The sequence below is a fragment of the Arthrobacter sp. TmtSoilC48 genome (assembly GCF_059739425.1).
The window spans coordinates 1-14,575 of the sequence record NZ_AP046049.1; the positions used below are offsets into that span (position 1 = coordinate 1).

A 14,575-nucleotide genomic window follows, 5' to 3' on the forward strand; every position below is an offset into this window, starting at 1 on the left:
CAGGACGTGCATCGTTCGAGCTGGTCCAGAAGGCTGCCCTCGCCGGCATCCCCGTCCTGTCAGCCGTGAGCGCACCCTCCAGCCTTGCCGCGGACCTCGCTACTGAGACCGGCGTGACCCTGGTTGGCTTCAGCCGTGGTCACAGCCTCAACGTCTACGCCGGACGCGACAGATTGATCCGCCCCCGCAAAGCAGCACGTGAGGAGGTCTACGCCGGGCTCTGACCGCCCGTTTTCCGCGTTTGCACGCAGCTAAAGCCCTGTTGATGCCGATAGGGTGCGTTTGCTGTGCACAAACTCCCCGCGTGTTTCAAGGCCCGTGTCCGTGTCGGACTAGGATGAGGAAAGACGAGGAGCATGCCGGGCAGGGCTTTACAGCCCCGGCCGCCTGCTTGGGACAACGACACGAGGCATCATGGCCCCACGCAACAATCCAGACATCGAGAAGGACGCAGACGCCCAAGGCGGCGGCGTCCAATCAGTGGACCGCGCGCTGCAAATCCTGGAAATCCTTGCACGCGAAGGGGATGCCGGCGTCAGTGAAATCGCTGACGAAATGGGCGTCCATAAATCCACGGTGTCCAGGCTTGTGGGCTCGCTGGTAAACCGCGAGCTTGTCCGGCAGAACAGCGAGAGGGGCAAGTACCAGCTGGGCTTCGGAATCCTTCGGCTGGCGACCTCCATCCCCGGCAGGCTGAGCGTCGTGCACGAGGCCAGGGAAGTACTGGAAGCACTTGCGGGTGAGTACAAGGAAACGGTCAACCTTGCCGTGCTTCGGTCCAACTACGCAGTCAACGTGGATCAGGCCATGGGCCCCTCAACGCTTGCCACCTACGACTGGGTGGGCAGCCTGACCCCGCTGCATGCGACATCCAGCGGCAAAGTGCTTTTGGCCGCGCTGACGGCCGATGAGCGGAACCAGGTCCTCAAGACAGTCGGCCTGCCTGCCCGCACACCCCGCACCATCACCAATCGCGCGGAGCTGGAGAAGCAGCTGCTCGACGTCGCACGGAACGGCTACGCAGTCGTGCATGAAGAGTTCGAGATCGGCCTGACGGCGGTAGCCGTGCCCATCTTTAACCACATGGGCAATGTCATCGCTGCGGTGAGTATCTCCGGCCCCGCCTTCCGCTTTGCCCCGGAGGAGCACCCAGGGCTCATAGACGCCCTCCGTGAGGCTGGCTTCACCATCAGCGCCAAAATGGGCTACCGACGCCGCTAGGCGCTGCCAGGCCGCTTCTCGACGCTTCAAACCGCTGGCATCAGCATGCCCATTTTTGGGTGGGAAAATCGCTTGTTACGCAACAGTAGGCACGATATGCAACAGACTGCGCATGTCGGCGGCGCTGTCAAGGTGCCGCGAAATGGAACAGAAACACCTTGACATTGCCCTGTGACGGGGCGCACTCTGTTGCTTAGCGCGAGAACTGTTGATTCTTGCGAAACGCACGAAGGCGATTCAGCCAAAGCGACCAGAAACCCGTTCCCCGACTAAAAGAGGTGCACATGCGCAAGGCCTGCCCCACTGGTGAACCCGCTCCCGGGGAGGCGCTGCGGCTCGATACTGCTCCAACCATCATGGTCATCCAACCGGAGGAAGCCCCCAACCTTCCATCCGGCCCCACCCTCCAGGGCCATGTATAAACCCAAGCCCATGACTCGCCGAGCAAAGGACCCGCTCATGGCTATAAATAGCGATTTAAAGCCTTTAACTCCCGAGGAATTGCCCGCCAACGATAACCTGGCTGACACTCCCTCATCACGTAAGACAAACCGTCTGGAGAACCCTGGAGACGTCATCAGCGTCTCCCCAGATGAAACCAACCCCGCAGTCCTCGACGATGAGGGCGAAGGCGCAGAAGCACTCCCGGATACTGAGGAATACGCACAGATCCTGGAAGAACTGCGCCATGCCAGGACCGAGCAGGCAGTCAGCGCCCGCCGGAACCGCAAACTTACGCTGGACAAAGTCACCTTCGGAATCACGGGCGCCATCGCCGTCGCCTTCGTGGTCTGGGGCTTCGTCGGCCGGGACAGCCTTTCCGAATCTTCCAAAGGCGCCCTGAACTGGGTCATGGAATACACCGGCTGGCTCTTCATGGTTCTTGCCTCTTTGTTCGTCGTCTTCGTCCTCTGGCTCGCGCTGGGCAAGTTCGGCAACATCCCACTGGGCAAGGACGGCGAGAAGCCGGAATTCCGTACTGTCTCCTGGGTAGCGATGATGTTCGCCGCCGGCATGGGCATCGGGCTCATGTTCTATGGCGTGGCTGAACCCCTCTACCACTACATCTCGCCACCACCAGGCACTGTGGACGGCCGCACCCCTGCTGCCATTCAGACTGCCATGGCCACCTCGATCTTCCACTGGACCCTGCACCCATGGGCCATGTACGCAGTGGTGGGCATTGCCATGGCATACGGCACCTACCGCCTGGGCCGCAGGCAGCTGGTCTCCGCAGCGTTCACATCGCTGTTCGGCATCAGGATGGTGGAAGGCCCCCTCGGGAAATTCATCAACATCCTGGCCATCTTTGCCACGCTGTTCGGTACCGCCGCTTCCCTGGGCCTTGGCGCCCTTCAGATCGGCAGCGGCATGACCTCCAACGGCTGGGTGGGCGAGATCGGCACCCCGGTACTCGTGGTCATCGTGGCCATCCTCACCTTCTGCTTCGTCGCATCAGCAGTCTCCGGAATCAGCCGTGGCATCCAGTGGCTTTCCAACATCAACATGGTGCTGGCAGTCGTCCTGGCAATCATCGTCTTTGTTGCCGGCCCTACCCTGTTCATCCTCAACCTGATCCCTTCCGCAATCGGCGACTACGCCAGGGACCTGGCAGAAATGTCGTCCCGGACCGAAGCGGTCGGGGACGAAGCATTGCGTAGCTGGATGACCAGTTGGACCATTTTCTACTGGGCCTGGTGGATCTCCTGGACGCCCTTCGTCGGCATGTTCATTGCGCGCATCAGCCGCGGCCGGACCATCCGCCAGTTCGTCACCGGCGTCCTGCTGGTGCCAAGCATCGTCAGCGTTATCTGGTTCGGTATCTTCGGTGGAGCTGCCTTCCATGTCCAGCAGGAAGCTGACAAGGCCGGCACACCCGGCCTGGTGACCATGACCAACGGCGTGCCTTCCGTCAATTTCGACGGCGCACTCTTCGATCTCGTCAAGAACCTGGGCATGCCCGGCTGGGCCACCGCAGCAGTGATCGTGCTGGCCATGGTGCTGGTGGCAATCTTCTTCATCACTGGTGCCGACGCAGCCTCCATCGTCATGGGGTCGCTCAGCTCCAACGGAGCCGAACATCCCCGCCGCGGAGTAGTGATCTTCTGGGGAAGCCTTACCGGTGCAGTAGCAGCGGTTATGCTCCTGGCCGGCGGCGACGAACCATCCGAGGCATTGGCCGGGCTCCAAAGAGTCACGATTGTTGCCGCCCTGCCGTTCGTCATTGTCATGCTGCTGCTCTGTTTCGCCCTGACGAAGGATCTGCGCCGTGATCCTCTGTCACTGCGGAAGCGCTTGGCGACATCCGTAGTTGAACGTGCGATTCGTACGGGCGTGGAACAACATCGGGGCGTTCAATTCGATCTGGTCACGAGGCACGAGTGTGCGGAAGACTGCCCGGATTCCGACTGTCCCGGGGGAACTCCGACCGGAACCATCCCCACGGTTCAGCCTCCCCGCACCCAGCCGACCGACAAGTAAGGTATCCCGCCATGTCGCAAACCCATGAACACCAAAGCACCCTGCGTGTCTCCAGCGATTCCGGGGACACCGTGAGCTTCACCCTGGATGCAACGAAACCCGTAACGGTCAAGCTCCAGGTTGACGGTGGTTGCACTTGTGGAACCACCGCCACGGTCCAGGGCTCCTACGTCGATAGCGACCTGGGCAAGCGCTGACCATTCATTTCCAGACCCAAAACAGCAGGCGCCGGAATCTGAGCAGTACAGATTCCGGCGCCTGCTTTTTGTTTGCGGACTGGCGGGTTACTTGGGCATCGGGTTACTTGGGCATCAGCACGGAGTCGATCAGGTAAACCGTTGCGTTGGCCGTGTGGACGCCGCCACAGATCACGTTGGCTCCGTCAACTGTGAGGGCATCTTTGCTACCGCCAACCGTCACTTCGCCACCCTGGACCGTCTTGTGGGTTCCGACCACCTGGTCCGGAGTCAGCTGGCCTGGGACTACGTGGTAGGTGAGGATCTTGCTCAGCAGGGCATCGTCCGTCTTGAGCGTTTCAATCGTGGCGGGGTCGATCTTTGCGAAAGCATCGTCAACAGGTGCAAAGACTGTGAATTCACTGCCGTTCAGGGTGGAGACCAGGTCCACTTTCGGGTTGAGCTTGCCGGAAACAGCGGCAGTGAGGGTCTTAAGCAGCGGGTTGTTCGAAGCAGCAACGGCCACCGGGTCCTGGGCCATTCCCACTACCGAACCGGCACCATCCGGAACCTGCGCGGCGTAACCGGCACAGCCGGGGCCAACAAGATCACGCGCGGGATCCATGGCTGCACTGGTCATGGATGAAGCCGACGGCGACGGTGCCGCGGACGTCATCTCCGGGGCGGCGGACGACGACGAAGGTGTGCTGGAACTGCTTGAACCACCACAAGCGGTGAGTCCGAGAAGGGCGGCGGCAGTGAGGCCAACGAAGGCGAGGGCGGGGCGCTTTGTGGACAACATGTCATTCTCCTTGTTCGTGGAACCAGGGCATTGGGTCCATTGGGTGTGGGCACTGGCTCCCCGGCGCTGCATCTGCGTTGCCAGCGGTTTGTGCCTCACCAGCTATTCGGAGGTCGCACCGGCGTGGATGGGTGCGGATTGAAAAAGTTTTTAAACCAAGCCATCGCGGCTGCGGCTCCGAACTGCCTACAGATATCCGGAGCCGGCACCCTTAAGGGCCGGTCCGGCGAACGTTGGGAGACGCAATGCTGCAACTAGCACTTATCGGCCTGTTGGGCGGGTTGATTACAGGTATCTCGCCCTGCATCCTGCCCGTCCTGCCCGTCATCTTTCTTTCCGGAGGTGTTCAGGGTGCACGCAAAGGCTCTCCAACCAGCTCCGCGGTAACAGAGGTGCCGCCATCCGCCGTCGAACTTAAGACCCGGTCCAGGCAGCGACGGCGGGCGGGCCTGCGCCCGTACCTGGTGATCCTGGGCCTGGTCATCAGCTTCAGCACCTTTACGCTGGTTGGTTCGTTCCTGCTGACCCTGGTGAACCTGCCGCAGGACCTGCTTCGATGGATCGGGCTGGTGGTGCTGGTGCTGATTGGTTGCGGCCTGATTTTCGATCGCTTCCAGCACATCCTGGAGAAGCCGTTCTCCTGGATCCCGCAGCGAAAGGTTGGTACTGGGAACGGTGGGTTGGTGCTGGGACTGGCGCTCGGCGTCGTCTATGTCCCCTGTGCAGGACCAGTGCTTGCCGCCATTGCCGTGGCCGGTGCCACGGGACAAGTGGGCCCCGAAACTATCGTCCTCACGTTGACATTTGCCGTGGGGGCGGCCGTTCCGCTGTTGGTGTTCGCGCTGGCTGGGCGTCGCGTCGCAGAGCGGGTCAAGGCGTTTCGCAAGAACCAGCGCAAGATCCGCATAGCCGGTGGCATCATGATGATCGCCCTGGCAATCGGGTTGGTGTTCAACCTTCCCCAGCTACTGCAGAAACTGGTGCCCGACTACACGTCCACACTCCAGGAACAGGTTCAGGACAACGAGGCCGTGAAGAAGGCCCTCGATCTTGGTGGACTGGTAAATGACCAAAACCGTGATCTGGACAAGTGCAGCAACGGTGCCACCGAGCTCGAATCGTGTGGCATAGCGCCGGATATCAAGGGCATCCAGGAATGGTTCAACACCCCTGGCGGCCAGGCCGTGAACTTGAAGGACCTTAAGGGCAAGGTAGTCCTGGTGGATTTCTGGGCCTACTCCTGCATCAACTGCCAGCGCTCCGTTCCGCACCTCACGGATTGGTACAGCAAGTACAAGGACTCCGGCCTGGAAATCATCGGGATCCACTCCCCCGAGTACGCGTTCGAGAAAGAGACCCGCAACGTCATGTCCGGTGCGATGGACCTGGGCATCACGTACCCCGTAGCCATCGACAACACCCTGTCCACGTGGACCAACTACCGCAACCGTTACTGGCCTGCCCACTACCTGATCGACTCCGAAGGAACAGTCCGGCACATCAAATTCGGCGAGGGCGGCTACCAGACCACTGAGAAACTGATCCGCAAACTACTGCAAGAGGCCAACCCTTCAGCGGCGCTCCCCGCGCCCACTGAATCGTCCGACGACGGGCCGGTAGCAGGTGCCACCACTCCGGAGACGTACTTGGGCACCACCAAGAAGGTCAACTATGCGGGCACGGAACCCTATAAAGCCGGGGTTGGGCTGTATACAGTGCCGGCAGACCAGCCCGGTGACAGCTTTTCCTTGAAAGGTTCGTGGGATCTCGGGACACAATCCATAACTCCTGCCGGCGACGGCTCCTCTATTGCCCTGAACTACCACGCCAAGCAGGTGTACATCGTGGTCAGTGGTGAAGGCATGATCGATGTTGTCCGCGATGGCAAGACCACGTCCGTGGCGGTCTCAGGGACGCCCACGCTACATCAGATCGTGGACGACCCCGAAATCCGCGGGGGCAAGCTCGAGGTCAAGGTCCCGCAGGGCATCCAGGCGTACTCCTTCACGTTCGGATAGGGTGCGCGCTGGAAGCTGGATAGGGGCCTTGCCGCTTCGCGATGCCCTCCACGCCGCGGCCCCCTATCCAGCTTCCGCTTCGTCGTTAGAAATACGGCTTCGTGATCAGCTCCAGCGCGTGGCCAGAGGGGTCCTTGAAATAGACACCGCGGCCACCGTGCTCCGTATTGGTCTCGCCTGGACGGGTCATCTGAGGATCCGCCCAATGCTCGACGCCGGCACTCACCAGCCGCTGGTAGGCACGGTCAAAATGCTGGTCGTCAACGAGGAAGGCATAATGCTGCATCTGGATCTCGACCGGGGGCTCAGCGAATTGGAGCATTACGCCGCCAGCCAAGGTCAGGTTGGTGAAGGGTCCCCAACCGGGTGCTTCGTCCGCTTCGAGGATGTCCCTGTAGAACCCGGCCGAGACGGCGCGATCGATGGACGCAATGATGGTGTGGTTGAAATGTGCGGGCATGCATGACTCCTTGGATGTGGGTTTGAAATCGATGGGCTGAAATTCATCGATCCACAGGGAGGAGCGCGCGGGACGCCACCGCTCTGGCTGACAGAGCGCGTCAGAGGTCGGCCGGGTAGCCAATCCGTGCAGGGCAGGTGCCCGATCCGGTCATCACGTCCGCCAGTCTAGCGAAGAGTCGGGCGGCGGTGACAGGATGGGCGGCATGGCAATCGAGGTTCGCCCGGCAACGGTGTTCGAGGACGTGAAAACCATCGTCGGCCCCAAACGTCCGGACGCCAACGTGTGCTGGTGCCTGAGCTACCGGATTCCCTCGAAACAAAATCTTGCGCTCCAGCGGGAGGAACGGGGAAAGTTCGTGGAAAAGCTGGTGGCGGAGGATCCGCCACCAGGCGTTCTCGCTTACGACGGCGGCGAAGTAGTTGGGTGGGCTGCCGTGCACCCCCGGGCCGACACCAGCTTCGCAACCAACCGGAAGATTCCACACGTGGACGACGCCGCCGTCTGGTCTGTCTGGTGCATCAGGGTGCGGCCCGGGCATCGAGGCAAGGGCATCTCCCATCATCTGCTGGAGGGTGCCATCGAGATGGCCCGCGAGTACGGCGCGCCAGCCATTGAGGGCTATCCAGTGGACAACAAGGGCAGCAAGGTGGACTTGACCATGGCGTACGTGGGGACCCGCAGACTGTTCGAGAAAGCCGGCTTCACAAAGGTCGCAGAGACAACGTCCGTCCTCAACGGTTTCCCCAGGGTACTCATGCGCCTGGACCTGCGCTGACCCAACTAATACGAAAGTAGGGGTGGATTAGGCTGCGGTGACCGGGGTGATGGTGACGTTGTAGCCGAGGTTGTTGAGTTGTTTGATGGCGCGGTTCATGGCTTTGGTCGGGTTGATCCTGTTGAAGTGGTCGGCGCCGGGGTCGTTGTAGATTTCGCCGGTGCTGAGCATGTGCCAGGCTGCGGTGAGGATGGAATGTTCGACGGCGACAAGGGCTTTATTGCCTCCAGCACGGGCTGTGATGCGCCGGTATTTCGCGGCGAGGTAGGTGTTCTTGGACCGTGTGGCGGACATGGCCGCGGTGCCGAGTGCTGCTTTGAGGTATTTGTTGCCGGGCAGGATGTGTGTGGATTTGAGGTGTCCGGCGGATTCGTTGGCGCTGGGGCAGACCCCGGCCCAGGATGCGAGCCTGCCCGGGGTTTCGAAGACGGTCATGTTCGCGCCGGTTTCGGCGATGATCACTTCGGCGATCCGGTGGGAGACTCCGTGGATGGTGGCCAGGGCTTCCCTGGCGCCACGAAAGGGTTCCATCGCCTCCTCGATCCGGCCAGTGAGCGCTTCGATGGTGCGGGTGTGGGCATCGATCTGGTCCAGGTGCAGCCGTGCCATGAACGCGTGGTGGGGTTTGAACCTGCCGGTGAGGGCATCGACTAGGGCCGGGATTTTCGAACGCATCGCCCCGCGGGCCATTCCTGCCAGAACGTTGGGGTTCCGTTCGCCGTTGATGAGGGCTTCGAGCATGTCCCGGGAGGAGACCCCGGTCAGGTCCGAGACGACGGAGGAGAGTTTGATCCCGGAACTTTCCAGGAACTTCTCCAGCCGTTGGATTTCCCGGGCCCGGTCCCTGGTGGCGATGGCCCTGGCCCGGGTCAGGTCCCGCAGATCGCGGATTGGTTCCGGTGGCACGAACGAGGCCCGTAAGAGCCCGTGCGCGGCCAGCTGGGCGAGCCACGCAGCGTCGGAGACATCGGTTTTGCGTCCCGGGATGTTCCGGGCGGCTTTGGCGTTGACGAGCATCACCGGCAGGGTTTCTTCGAGTAGGTAGAAGAACGGTTTCCAGTAATCGCTAGTCGCTTCCATCACGACAACGGTGACATGTTCGCGTTCGAGGAACTCCCGCAGTTCCAAGATCGCGTTCGTGGTCGCACCCCAAGTGGTTATCTTCGACGTATAGGTCCCGACCCGGGACCCGGGCACGCGCAGGCAGACCTTCGCGTCGCGTTTGGAGATATCCATCCCCGCGGTGCGTTCGTGAACAATGTCCATCTTCTTCCCTCCAACACAGCGCATTCGGTCATGGATGTGTCTGTCTCGGGGAGGACTGGGGAATATTCAGGAATCTAATACTCGTGCTCGACGGCAACAATCCACGGTTCCCGTGGACGCCCTCCACACCAAGCTGAGTCACGGGCTCAAGGCACCAAGTTGGCCCGGCATCGACCGAGACGGACACCATCTATGATCCGCCCACTACACCCGCCCTGACCACAGCCACGGCGCGTCGAACGCATACTTTCCTACTGCACGGCGCGCCAGCGGCGCCCACACGCTGAGTCGCATTTGTGCGCGTTTAGAGCCGTCAAAACGCGCACAAATGCGACTCAGACTCTTCTATGTCTGTCAAGCGGCATTAGTGCAGGAGGCATTGAGCGTCCTATAGATGCGCCGGGCCAGGTAGCGCTTGATGCATCGACGGATTTCCCTGTTTGTGTGGCCTTCTGCCCGCCGCTTCTCGACGTATTTCCGGGTCTCGGGATCGTGGGCCATTTTGGTGAGCGCGACCATGTGTAAGGCTCGGTTCAGGCTTCTGTCGCCCCCGCGGTTCAGGCGGTGGCGGACGGTGTTTCCTGAAGACGCAGGGATCGGGTTGACGCCCGCCAGGGAGGCGTAGGCGGCCTCGTTTCGAACCCGCCCGTGGTGGGACCAGGTGGCGAGGCAGGTCGCTGCAGCGACGGGCCCAAAGCCCGGTTCCTGAAGCAGGGGCGCGGCCTCGCTGATCTGCACCAGCTCGGTCAGTTGGTTCTCGTTGGATTTGAGCTGTTCATCGAGTTCGAGGACACGCCTGGCCAGGCGAACCGCTTCGGCGCGGGCAATGGACAGGGAGAGCTCCTCCTCGCGTGCACGCCACCGTGAGACGTCAGTGATCTGCCCGACTGAAAGAGGCTTCCGGGCGTCCATTCCCAAAACGTGTGTGCGCAGCAGCGCGGTGAGCGCGTTGACCGAGCGGGTCCGCTCGGTGCTCATCGCATCGCGTGCCGTGATCAGGATCCGCAGGGCTTGACGGACCCCGTCGTTCACCCTGGGCCGGCGCAGCTTCTCCAGCGGCAGCGGCAGCACGGCCGCGCCGATCCGGTGGGCGTCCAGGGCATCGGACTTCCCAACGCCGCGGCGCTTCCTGGCATCCATGCGTGGTGCCTCGGCGATCGGGAAGCCCTCGGCGGCAACAGTGCCGGCCAGGACAGCCCCGTAGGATGCGGCGCCTTCGATGACCCAGAGCGTGTCAGCGTCCGCCCCGGTACGGCGGGCGACCCAGGCGATGGCCCTGCTGATGCCGGCAGGCGTCGTGGGAAACTCCCGGGTATCCAGCAGCTCGCCGGTCCCAGCGGCGAGGACGGCGTAAACATGATTCCGGGCGTGGGTATCAACCCCCACGACAAACGGGTGGGAATGCGCAACGATAGACATGGCGGTGCAGCACCTTTCCTCAGCGATGGACAAGGTCCGGCCGCTAAAGGCCGGTACCGGTCCGGGTAGGAATCACATCGGAACAGCACTGTGACGAGTCACGCGCTCAACAACGCGGACAATCTTCTGATCAAGTCACCGAAGTGGGCCGGACAGGTACCGGCCGACCACCCCGACGGAAGGACAAGTCGGACGCAAAACACTAATGGTCATAGTTTCTTTGAGTCACAACCACCGAGGCGGACGGCCGATACTATCCTGCCAGCCAGTCCCAGACCAGCTGCTGATAAGACTCACAGTTGGGTCAGCCTTGCAGTTTCGCGGTCATTCGGTGAGCTTCCTCAAGCAGCAATTTGCCGAGGAATTCTTGTCGATCAGGACGGAACCGGGGTTCGATCCCCGTCAAGGAAAGGGCCCATGCGGGGCGTCCCTGTTGGTCAAAGACGGCTGCGCCCATCCCCCAGCTTCCTTCAAGGATCAGCCCCGGATTTACCGAGTAGCCCGTGAGCCGGGTGCGCTCAAGGTTCCCCCGAACCACGTCGACCGGGTGTCCCACGGCAAAGTCGCCAGCGTGCGCCGGCCAGTCGTTCAGCAGGGTTTCCTGCTCATCGGCGGGCAGGAAAGCCATGATCGCAGTCCCTGCCGACGCAACTCCCAACGGAAAACGTACGCCTTCATGCAGCACGAAGGATCTCACCGGGAACGAGCCTTCCTCGCGCAACACGCAGACGGTTTCGTTGCCGCGACGGATGGAGAAGAACGCGCTCTCGCCAGTCTCCGCGGCGAGCCGGCGCAGGCTGGGCCGGGCAATATCCTCCATGGGGAAGCGTGCCGCCGCTACCGATCCAAGGAGGAAGATCTCCGGCCCCAGAACCCACTTCCCCGCGGCTGAATCGTGCTCCAGCAAACCCTCCGCGGCAAGGGACGTCAGCAGCCGGTGCACTGTTGGCCGCGTCAGCCCTGATTCCCGAACCAATCCGGCCAACGATGTCCCCTCGGGTTTGCGCCCAACAAGCCTCAGCAGCAGGGCAACCCGGCCTACGACCTGGGCGCCCTGGACTGGGTTTTGCGTGGATTTCTGTTCCGGCACAGGTGCTCCTTTGAAGATTTCATCCACAATATGGACACCATTGAGCCTACAGTCCACACCGTGAGTAGCCAAGCAATCTGGTCGTTGACCCTGGGTGGGATGAAACCTAGGCTCCTCTACAGGTCACAAGTCCACAAAGTGGATACGTCCACCACGAACACTCAAAGAGGAGCTCCCATGTCGAAGATGCACGCCAGCGCAACCCAAGCGCTCCAGGACTTGATGGCAGACGGCCTGACGATCGCCGTCGGGGGTTTTGGCCTGAGTGGCATCCCCGCCGACCTGATCGATGCCGTCCGTGAGTCGGGCGCCAAGGACCTCACCATCGTCTCCAACAACATGGGGGTGGATGGCAAGGGGCTCGGTGTGCTGATCGAGGCAGGCCAGGTCCGGAAGGTCATCGCTTCCTACGTCGGCGAGAACAAGCTTTTCGCCGAGCAGTACCTCGCCGGCAAGCTCGACGTCGAGTTCACTCCCCAAGGCACCCTTGCCGAACGCCTCCGTGCGGGCGGCGCCGGCATCCCTGCCTTCTACACGCGGACCGGCGTGGGCACGCTTGTTGCCGAGGGCAAGCCGTTGGAGGAGTTCGACGGCGTGACTTACGTCCGCGAGCGCGCCATCACCGCCGACGTCGCGCTGGTTCATGCGCACACCGCGGACACTGATGGAAACCTGATCTACCGCTACACGGCGAGGAACTTCAACCCGGTGGTGGCAACGGCCGGCGCCGTCACCATCGCTGAGGCGGAGGTCATTGTGCAGCCCGGCGTGCTCGACCCCAATCACATCGTCACTCCAGGCGTCTACGTCCAGCGACTGGTGCAGGCCAGCGCACGGGTTAAGGACATCGAACAGCGCACAGTCCGCCCCCGGCGCGAAGCGGTAACGGTCTAAAGAAGCGCTAACGGTTTAAGGAACAAGGAGCACAATCATGGCTTGGACACGAGACCAGATGGCCGCCATCGCGGCTGAAGAATTGAACGACGGCGACTACGTCAACCTCGGCATCGGCATCCCCACGCTGGTTGCCAATAACCTGCCCGATGGCGTGCGGGTTGTCCTCCAGAGCGAGAACGGCCTGCTCGGCATGGGCCCGTTTCCGTACGAGGGCGAGGAAGACGCCGACCTCATCAACGCAGGCAAGCAGACCGTGACCATCACCCCGGGAGGCAGCATCTTCGATTCCGCTACCTCGTTCGGCATGATCCGTGGCGGGCATGTAAAGGTGGCCATCCTGGGCGCGATGCAGGTGTCCGGCGGCGGCGACCTCGCCAACTGGACCATCCCCGGCAAGATGGTCAAGGGCATGGGCGGCGCGATGGACCTGGTGGCCGGGACGCCACGGGTGGTGGTCCTCACCGAGCACAACGCCAAGGACGGCTCGGCCAAGATCGTCACAGAATGCACACTGCCGCTCACGGGGCTCAAGTGCGTTGACCGGATCATCACGGACCTCGCCGTCTTCGACATAGCGCCGGACCCGGAAAACCACGACGTCGGCACGCGACTTCTGCTGACCCGCCTCGCCCCGGGCGTCACCGTGGAAGAGATACGCAGTAAGACCGAAGCCGAGTTCGCTGTTGCGCTCGAGTCTGAAGAAGAAAGCACCCTCGAAGGAGTAAACGCATGAGCCTGAAAGACCAGTTCGGCAAGGACATCCTGCTCACCGGGTGGGGCCATAGCAAGTTTGGCAAACTCACGGACGAGACTTTGGAGTCCCTGATCGTCCAAGTAGCCGGTGAAGCAATCCGCAATTCAGGGCTGGAGCCGAAGGACATCGACGAGGTCTATCTCGGCCAGTTCAACTCGGGCATGCAACCGCTGGGTTTCACGTCGTCCTTGGCCCTCCAGCTCTCCGCAGACCTGGCCAATGTCCCTGCAACGCGTACGGAGAACGCTTGCGCCTCCGGTTCCGCGGCGTTCCAGCAAGGCGTGAAGGCTGTGCTCGCTGGAACTGCCCGCAATGTCTTGGTGATCGGCGCGGAAAAGATGACCGACGCCGGAGCGGACGTTGTGGGGGCGGCTTTGCTTGGTGCGTCGTACGAGATGGCGGGCAAGGCCTCCACTACAGGGTTCACGGGGTTGTTCGCCGAGGTGGCGAAGCACTACGGGAAGCGGTACGGCACGGGCATTGACGCCGCCAACTACCCCGGGGGCCTGGGCGATGTCCTCGGTTCCATTGCAGCCAAGAACCACCACAACGGAATGGACAATCCCTACGCCCAGATGCACCGGGACTTTGGGGAGGAATTCTGCCGCACCATCTCGGACAAGAACCCGATGGTCGCGGACCCCTTGCGCCGCACGGACTGTTCGCCGGTCTCGGACGGTGCGGCCGCCGTCGTGATTTCAGCGACGGCTACCGGCGGCGCAACCGCCCCGGTGCGCTTGGCTGGCTTCGGTCATGCGAACGATTTCTTCCCCGCGGAGAAGCGCGATCCCACCGAATTCGCCGCCACCCGAGCATCGTGGGAGCGCGCGCTGGGAATGGCGGGGGTGGGCATCGATGGACTGGACTTCGCCGAAGTCCACGACTGCTTCACCATCGCGGAGCTCATCATGTACGAGGCCATGGGCCTGACTCCCCGCGGCGAGGGCTCGCGCGCTGTTCAGGAGGGCTGGGTATACAGGGACGGCAAACTTCCCGTAAACGTATCTGGAGGCCTTAAGGCGAAGGGGCATCCTGTGGGCGCAACTGGCGTGTCGCAGCATGTCATTGCGGCCATGCAGCTCACGGGGACCGCCGGCGACATGCAGCTTCCCAATGCCCGGCGGGGTGCCGTCCAGAACATGGGCGGAGTGGGCATCGCCAACTACGTCAGCATCCTCGAGTCCCTTTAGCCCATCTGAGTCGCAGTAGTGCG

General features: G+C 62.2%; 15 protein-coding genes. 10 read left to right on the forward strand and 5 right to left on the reverse strand.

Annotated features, from left to right (window positions below; translation table 11 throughout):
• The 5 genes from AC6I97_RS00005 to AC6I97_RS00025 all read left to right on the forward strand — a co-directional run.
• Positions 1 to 224: formate dehydrogenase accessory sulfurtransferase FdhD (locus AC6I97_RS00005; protein WP_497943712.1), on the forward strand; the 224-nt coding region annotated here is incomplete at its 5' end.
• A gap of 190 nt (positions 225 to 414) precedes the next feature.
• Positions 415 to 1,221 carry an IclR family transcriptional regulator gene (locus AC6I97_RS00010; RefSeq protein WP_224095032.1) on the forward strand — a complete coding sequence of 269 codons (807 nt, stop codon included), beginning with the start codon at positions 415 to 417 and terminating at the stop codon, positions 1,219 to 1,221.
• A 284-nt stretch (positions 1,222 to 1,505) separates the two neighbouring features.
• Positions 1,506 to 1,643 carry a hypothetical protein gene (locus AC6I97_RS00015; protein WP_224166185.1) on the forward strand — a complete coding sequence of 46 codons (138 nt, stop codon included), beginning with the start codon at positions 1,506 to 1,508 and terminating at the stop codon, positions 1,641 to 1,643.
• A gap of 37 nt (positions 1,644 to 1,680) precedes the next feature.
• Entirely contained in the window at positions 1,681 to 3,702 is a 2,022-nt protein-coding gene (locus tag AC6I97_RS00020) for a BCCT family transporter (RefSeq protein WP_224095027.1), read from the forward strand.
• Positions 3,703 to 3,713: 11 nt separating this feature from the next.
• A complete protein-coding gene (locus tag AC6I97_RS00025; RefSeq protein WP_224166184.1) occupies positions 3,714 to 3,899 on the forward strand; it encodes a hypothetical protein in 186 nt (61 codons plus the stop codon).
• Positions 3,900 to 4,002: 103 nt separating this feature from the next.
• On the opposite strand, the gene AC6I97_RS00030 is transcribed toward AC6I97_RS00025, so the two are convergent.
• Positions 4,003 to 4,680, reverse strand: coding sequence for a fasciclin domain-containing protein (locus AC6I97_RS00030; protein ID WP_224095024.1), 678 nt, complete (start codon positions 4,678 to 4,680; stop codon positions 4,003 to 4,005).
• Between the two features lie 245 nt (positions 4,681 to 4,925).
• Here AC6I97_RS00030 and AC6I97_RS00035 point away from each other — a divergent pair, with 245 nt between their 5' ends.
• Complete coding sequence (locus AC6I97_RS00035) at positions 4,926 to 6,698, forward strand: cytochrome c biogenesis protein DipZ (RefSeq protein ID WP_497943713.1); 1,773 nt, start codon at positions 4,926 to 4,928, stop codon at positions 6,696 to 6,698.
• 85 nt (positions 6,699 to 6,783) lie between these two features.
• Here AC6I97_RS00035 and AC6I97_RS00040 read toward each other — a convergent pair whose 3' ends face one another.
• Complete coding sequence (locus tag AC6I97_RS00040) at positions 6,784 to 7,158, reverse strand: VOC family protein (RefSeq protein WP_497943714.1); 375 nt, start codon at positions 7,156 to 7,158, stop codon at positions 6,784 to 6,786.
• Between the two features lie 205 nt (positions 7,159 to 7,363).
• On the opposite strand from AC6I97_RS00040, the gene AC6I97_RS00045 reads away from it, so the two are divergent.
• Positions 7,364 to 7,936 (forward strand): GNAT family N-acetyltransferase, encoded by a 573-nt coding sequence (locus tag AC6I97_RS00045; RefSeq protein WP_224095021.1) that lies wholly within the window; start codon positions 7,364 to 7,366, stop codon positions 7,934 to 7,936.
• Between the two features lie 27 nt (positions 7,937 to 7,963).
• Here AC6I97_RS00045 and AC6I97_RS00050 read toward each other — a convergent pair whose 3' ends face one another.
• The 3 genes from AC6I97_RS00050 to AC6I97_RS00060 all read right to left on the reverse strand — a co-directional run bounded on the left by AC6I97_RS00050 (position 7,964) and on the right by AC6I97_RS00060 (position 11,711).
• Positions 7,964 to 9,202 carry an IS110 family RNA-guided transposase gene (locus AC6I97_RS00050; protein WP_497943715.1) on the reverse strand — a complete coding sequence of 413 codons (1,239 nt, stop codon included), beginning with the start codon at positions 9,200 to 9,202 and terminating at the stop codon, positions 7,964 to 7,966.
• Between the two features lie 354 nt (positions 9,203 to 9,556).
• Positions 9,557 to 10,621, reverse strand: coding sequence for an IS110 family RNA-guided transposase (locus tag AC6I97_RS00055; RefSeq protein WP_497943716.1), 1,065 nt, complete (start codon positions 10,619 to 10,621; stop codon positions 9,557 to 9,559).
• A 304-nt stretch (positions 10,622 to 10,925) separates the two neighbouring features.
• Positions 10,926 to 11,711 (reverse strand): IclR family transcriptional regulator, encoded by a 786-nt coding sequence (locus AC6I97_RS00060; protein WP_497943717.1) that lies wholly within the window; start codon positions 11,709 to 11,711, stop codon positions 10,926 to 10,928.
• 177 nt (positions 11,712 to 11,888) lie between these two features.
• Here AC6I97_RS00060 and AC6I97_RS00065 point away from each other — a divergent pair, with 177 nt between their 5' ends.
• Genes AC6I97_RS00065 through AC6I97_RS00075 form a run of 3 tightly spaced genes read left to right on the forward strand, consistent with a single transcriptional unit; the run spans position 11,889 to position 14,552 of the window.
• A complete protein-coding gene (locus AC6I97_RS00065) occupies positions 11,889 to 12,605 on the forward strand; it encodes a CoA transferase subunit A (RefSeq protein WP_224095019.1) in 717 nt (238 codons plus the stop codon).
• Positions 12,606 to 12,642: 37 nt separating this feature from the next.
• Positions 12,643 to 13,341 carry a CoA transferase subunit B gene (locus AC6I97_RS00070; RefSeq protein WP_497943718.1) on the forward strand — a complete coding sequence of 233 codons (699 nt, stop codon included), beginning with the start codon at positions 12,643 to 12,645 and terminating at the stop codon, positions 13,339 to 13,341.
• Complete coding sequence (locus tag AC6I97_RS00075; RefSeq protein ID WP_497943719.1) at positions 13,338 to 14,552, forward strand: acetyl-CoA acetyltransferase; 1,215 nt, start codon at positions 13,338 to 13,340, stop codon at positions 14,550 to 14,552. The genes AC6I97_RS00070 and AC6I97_RS00075 overlap by 4 nt, the downstream gene beginning before the upstream one ends.
• The last annotated feature ends 23 nt before the right edge of the window (positions 14,553 to 14,575 follow it).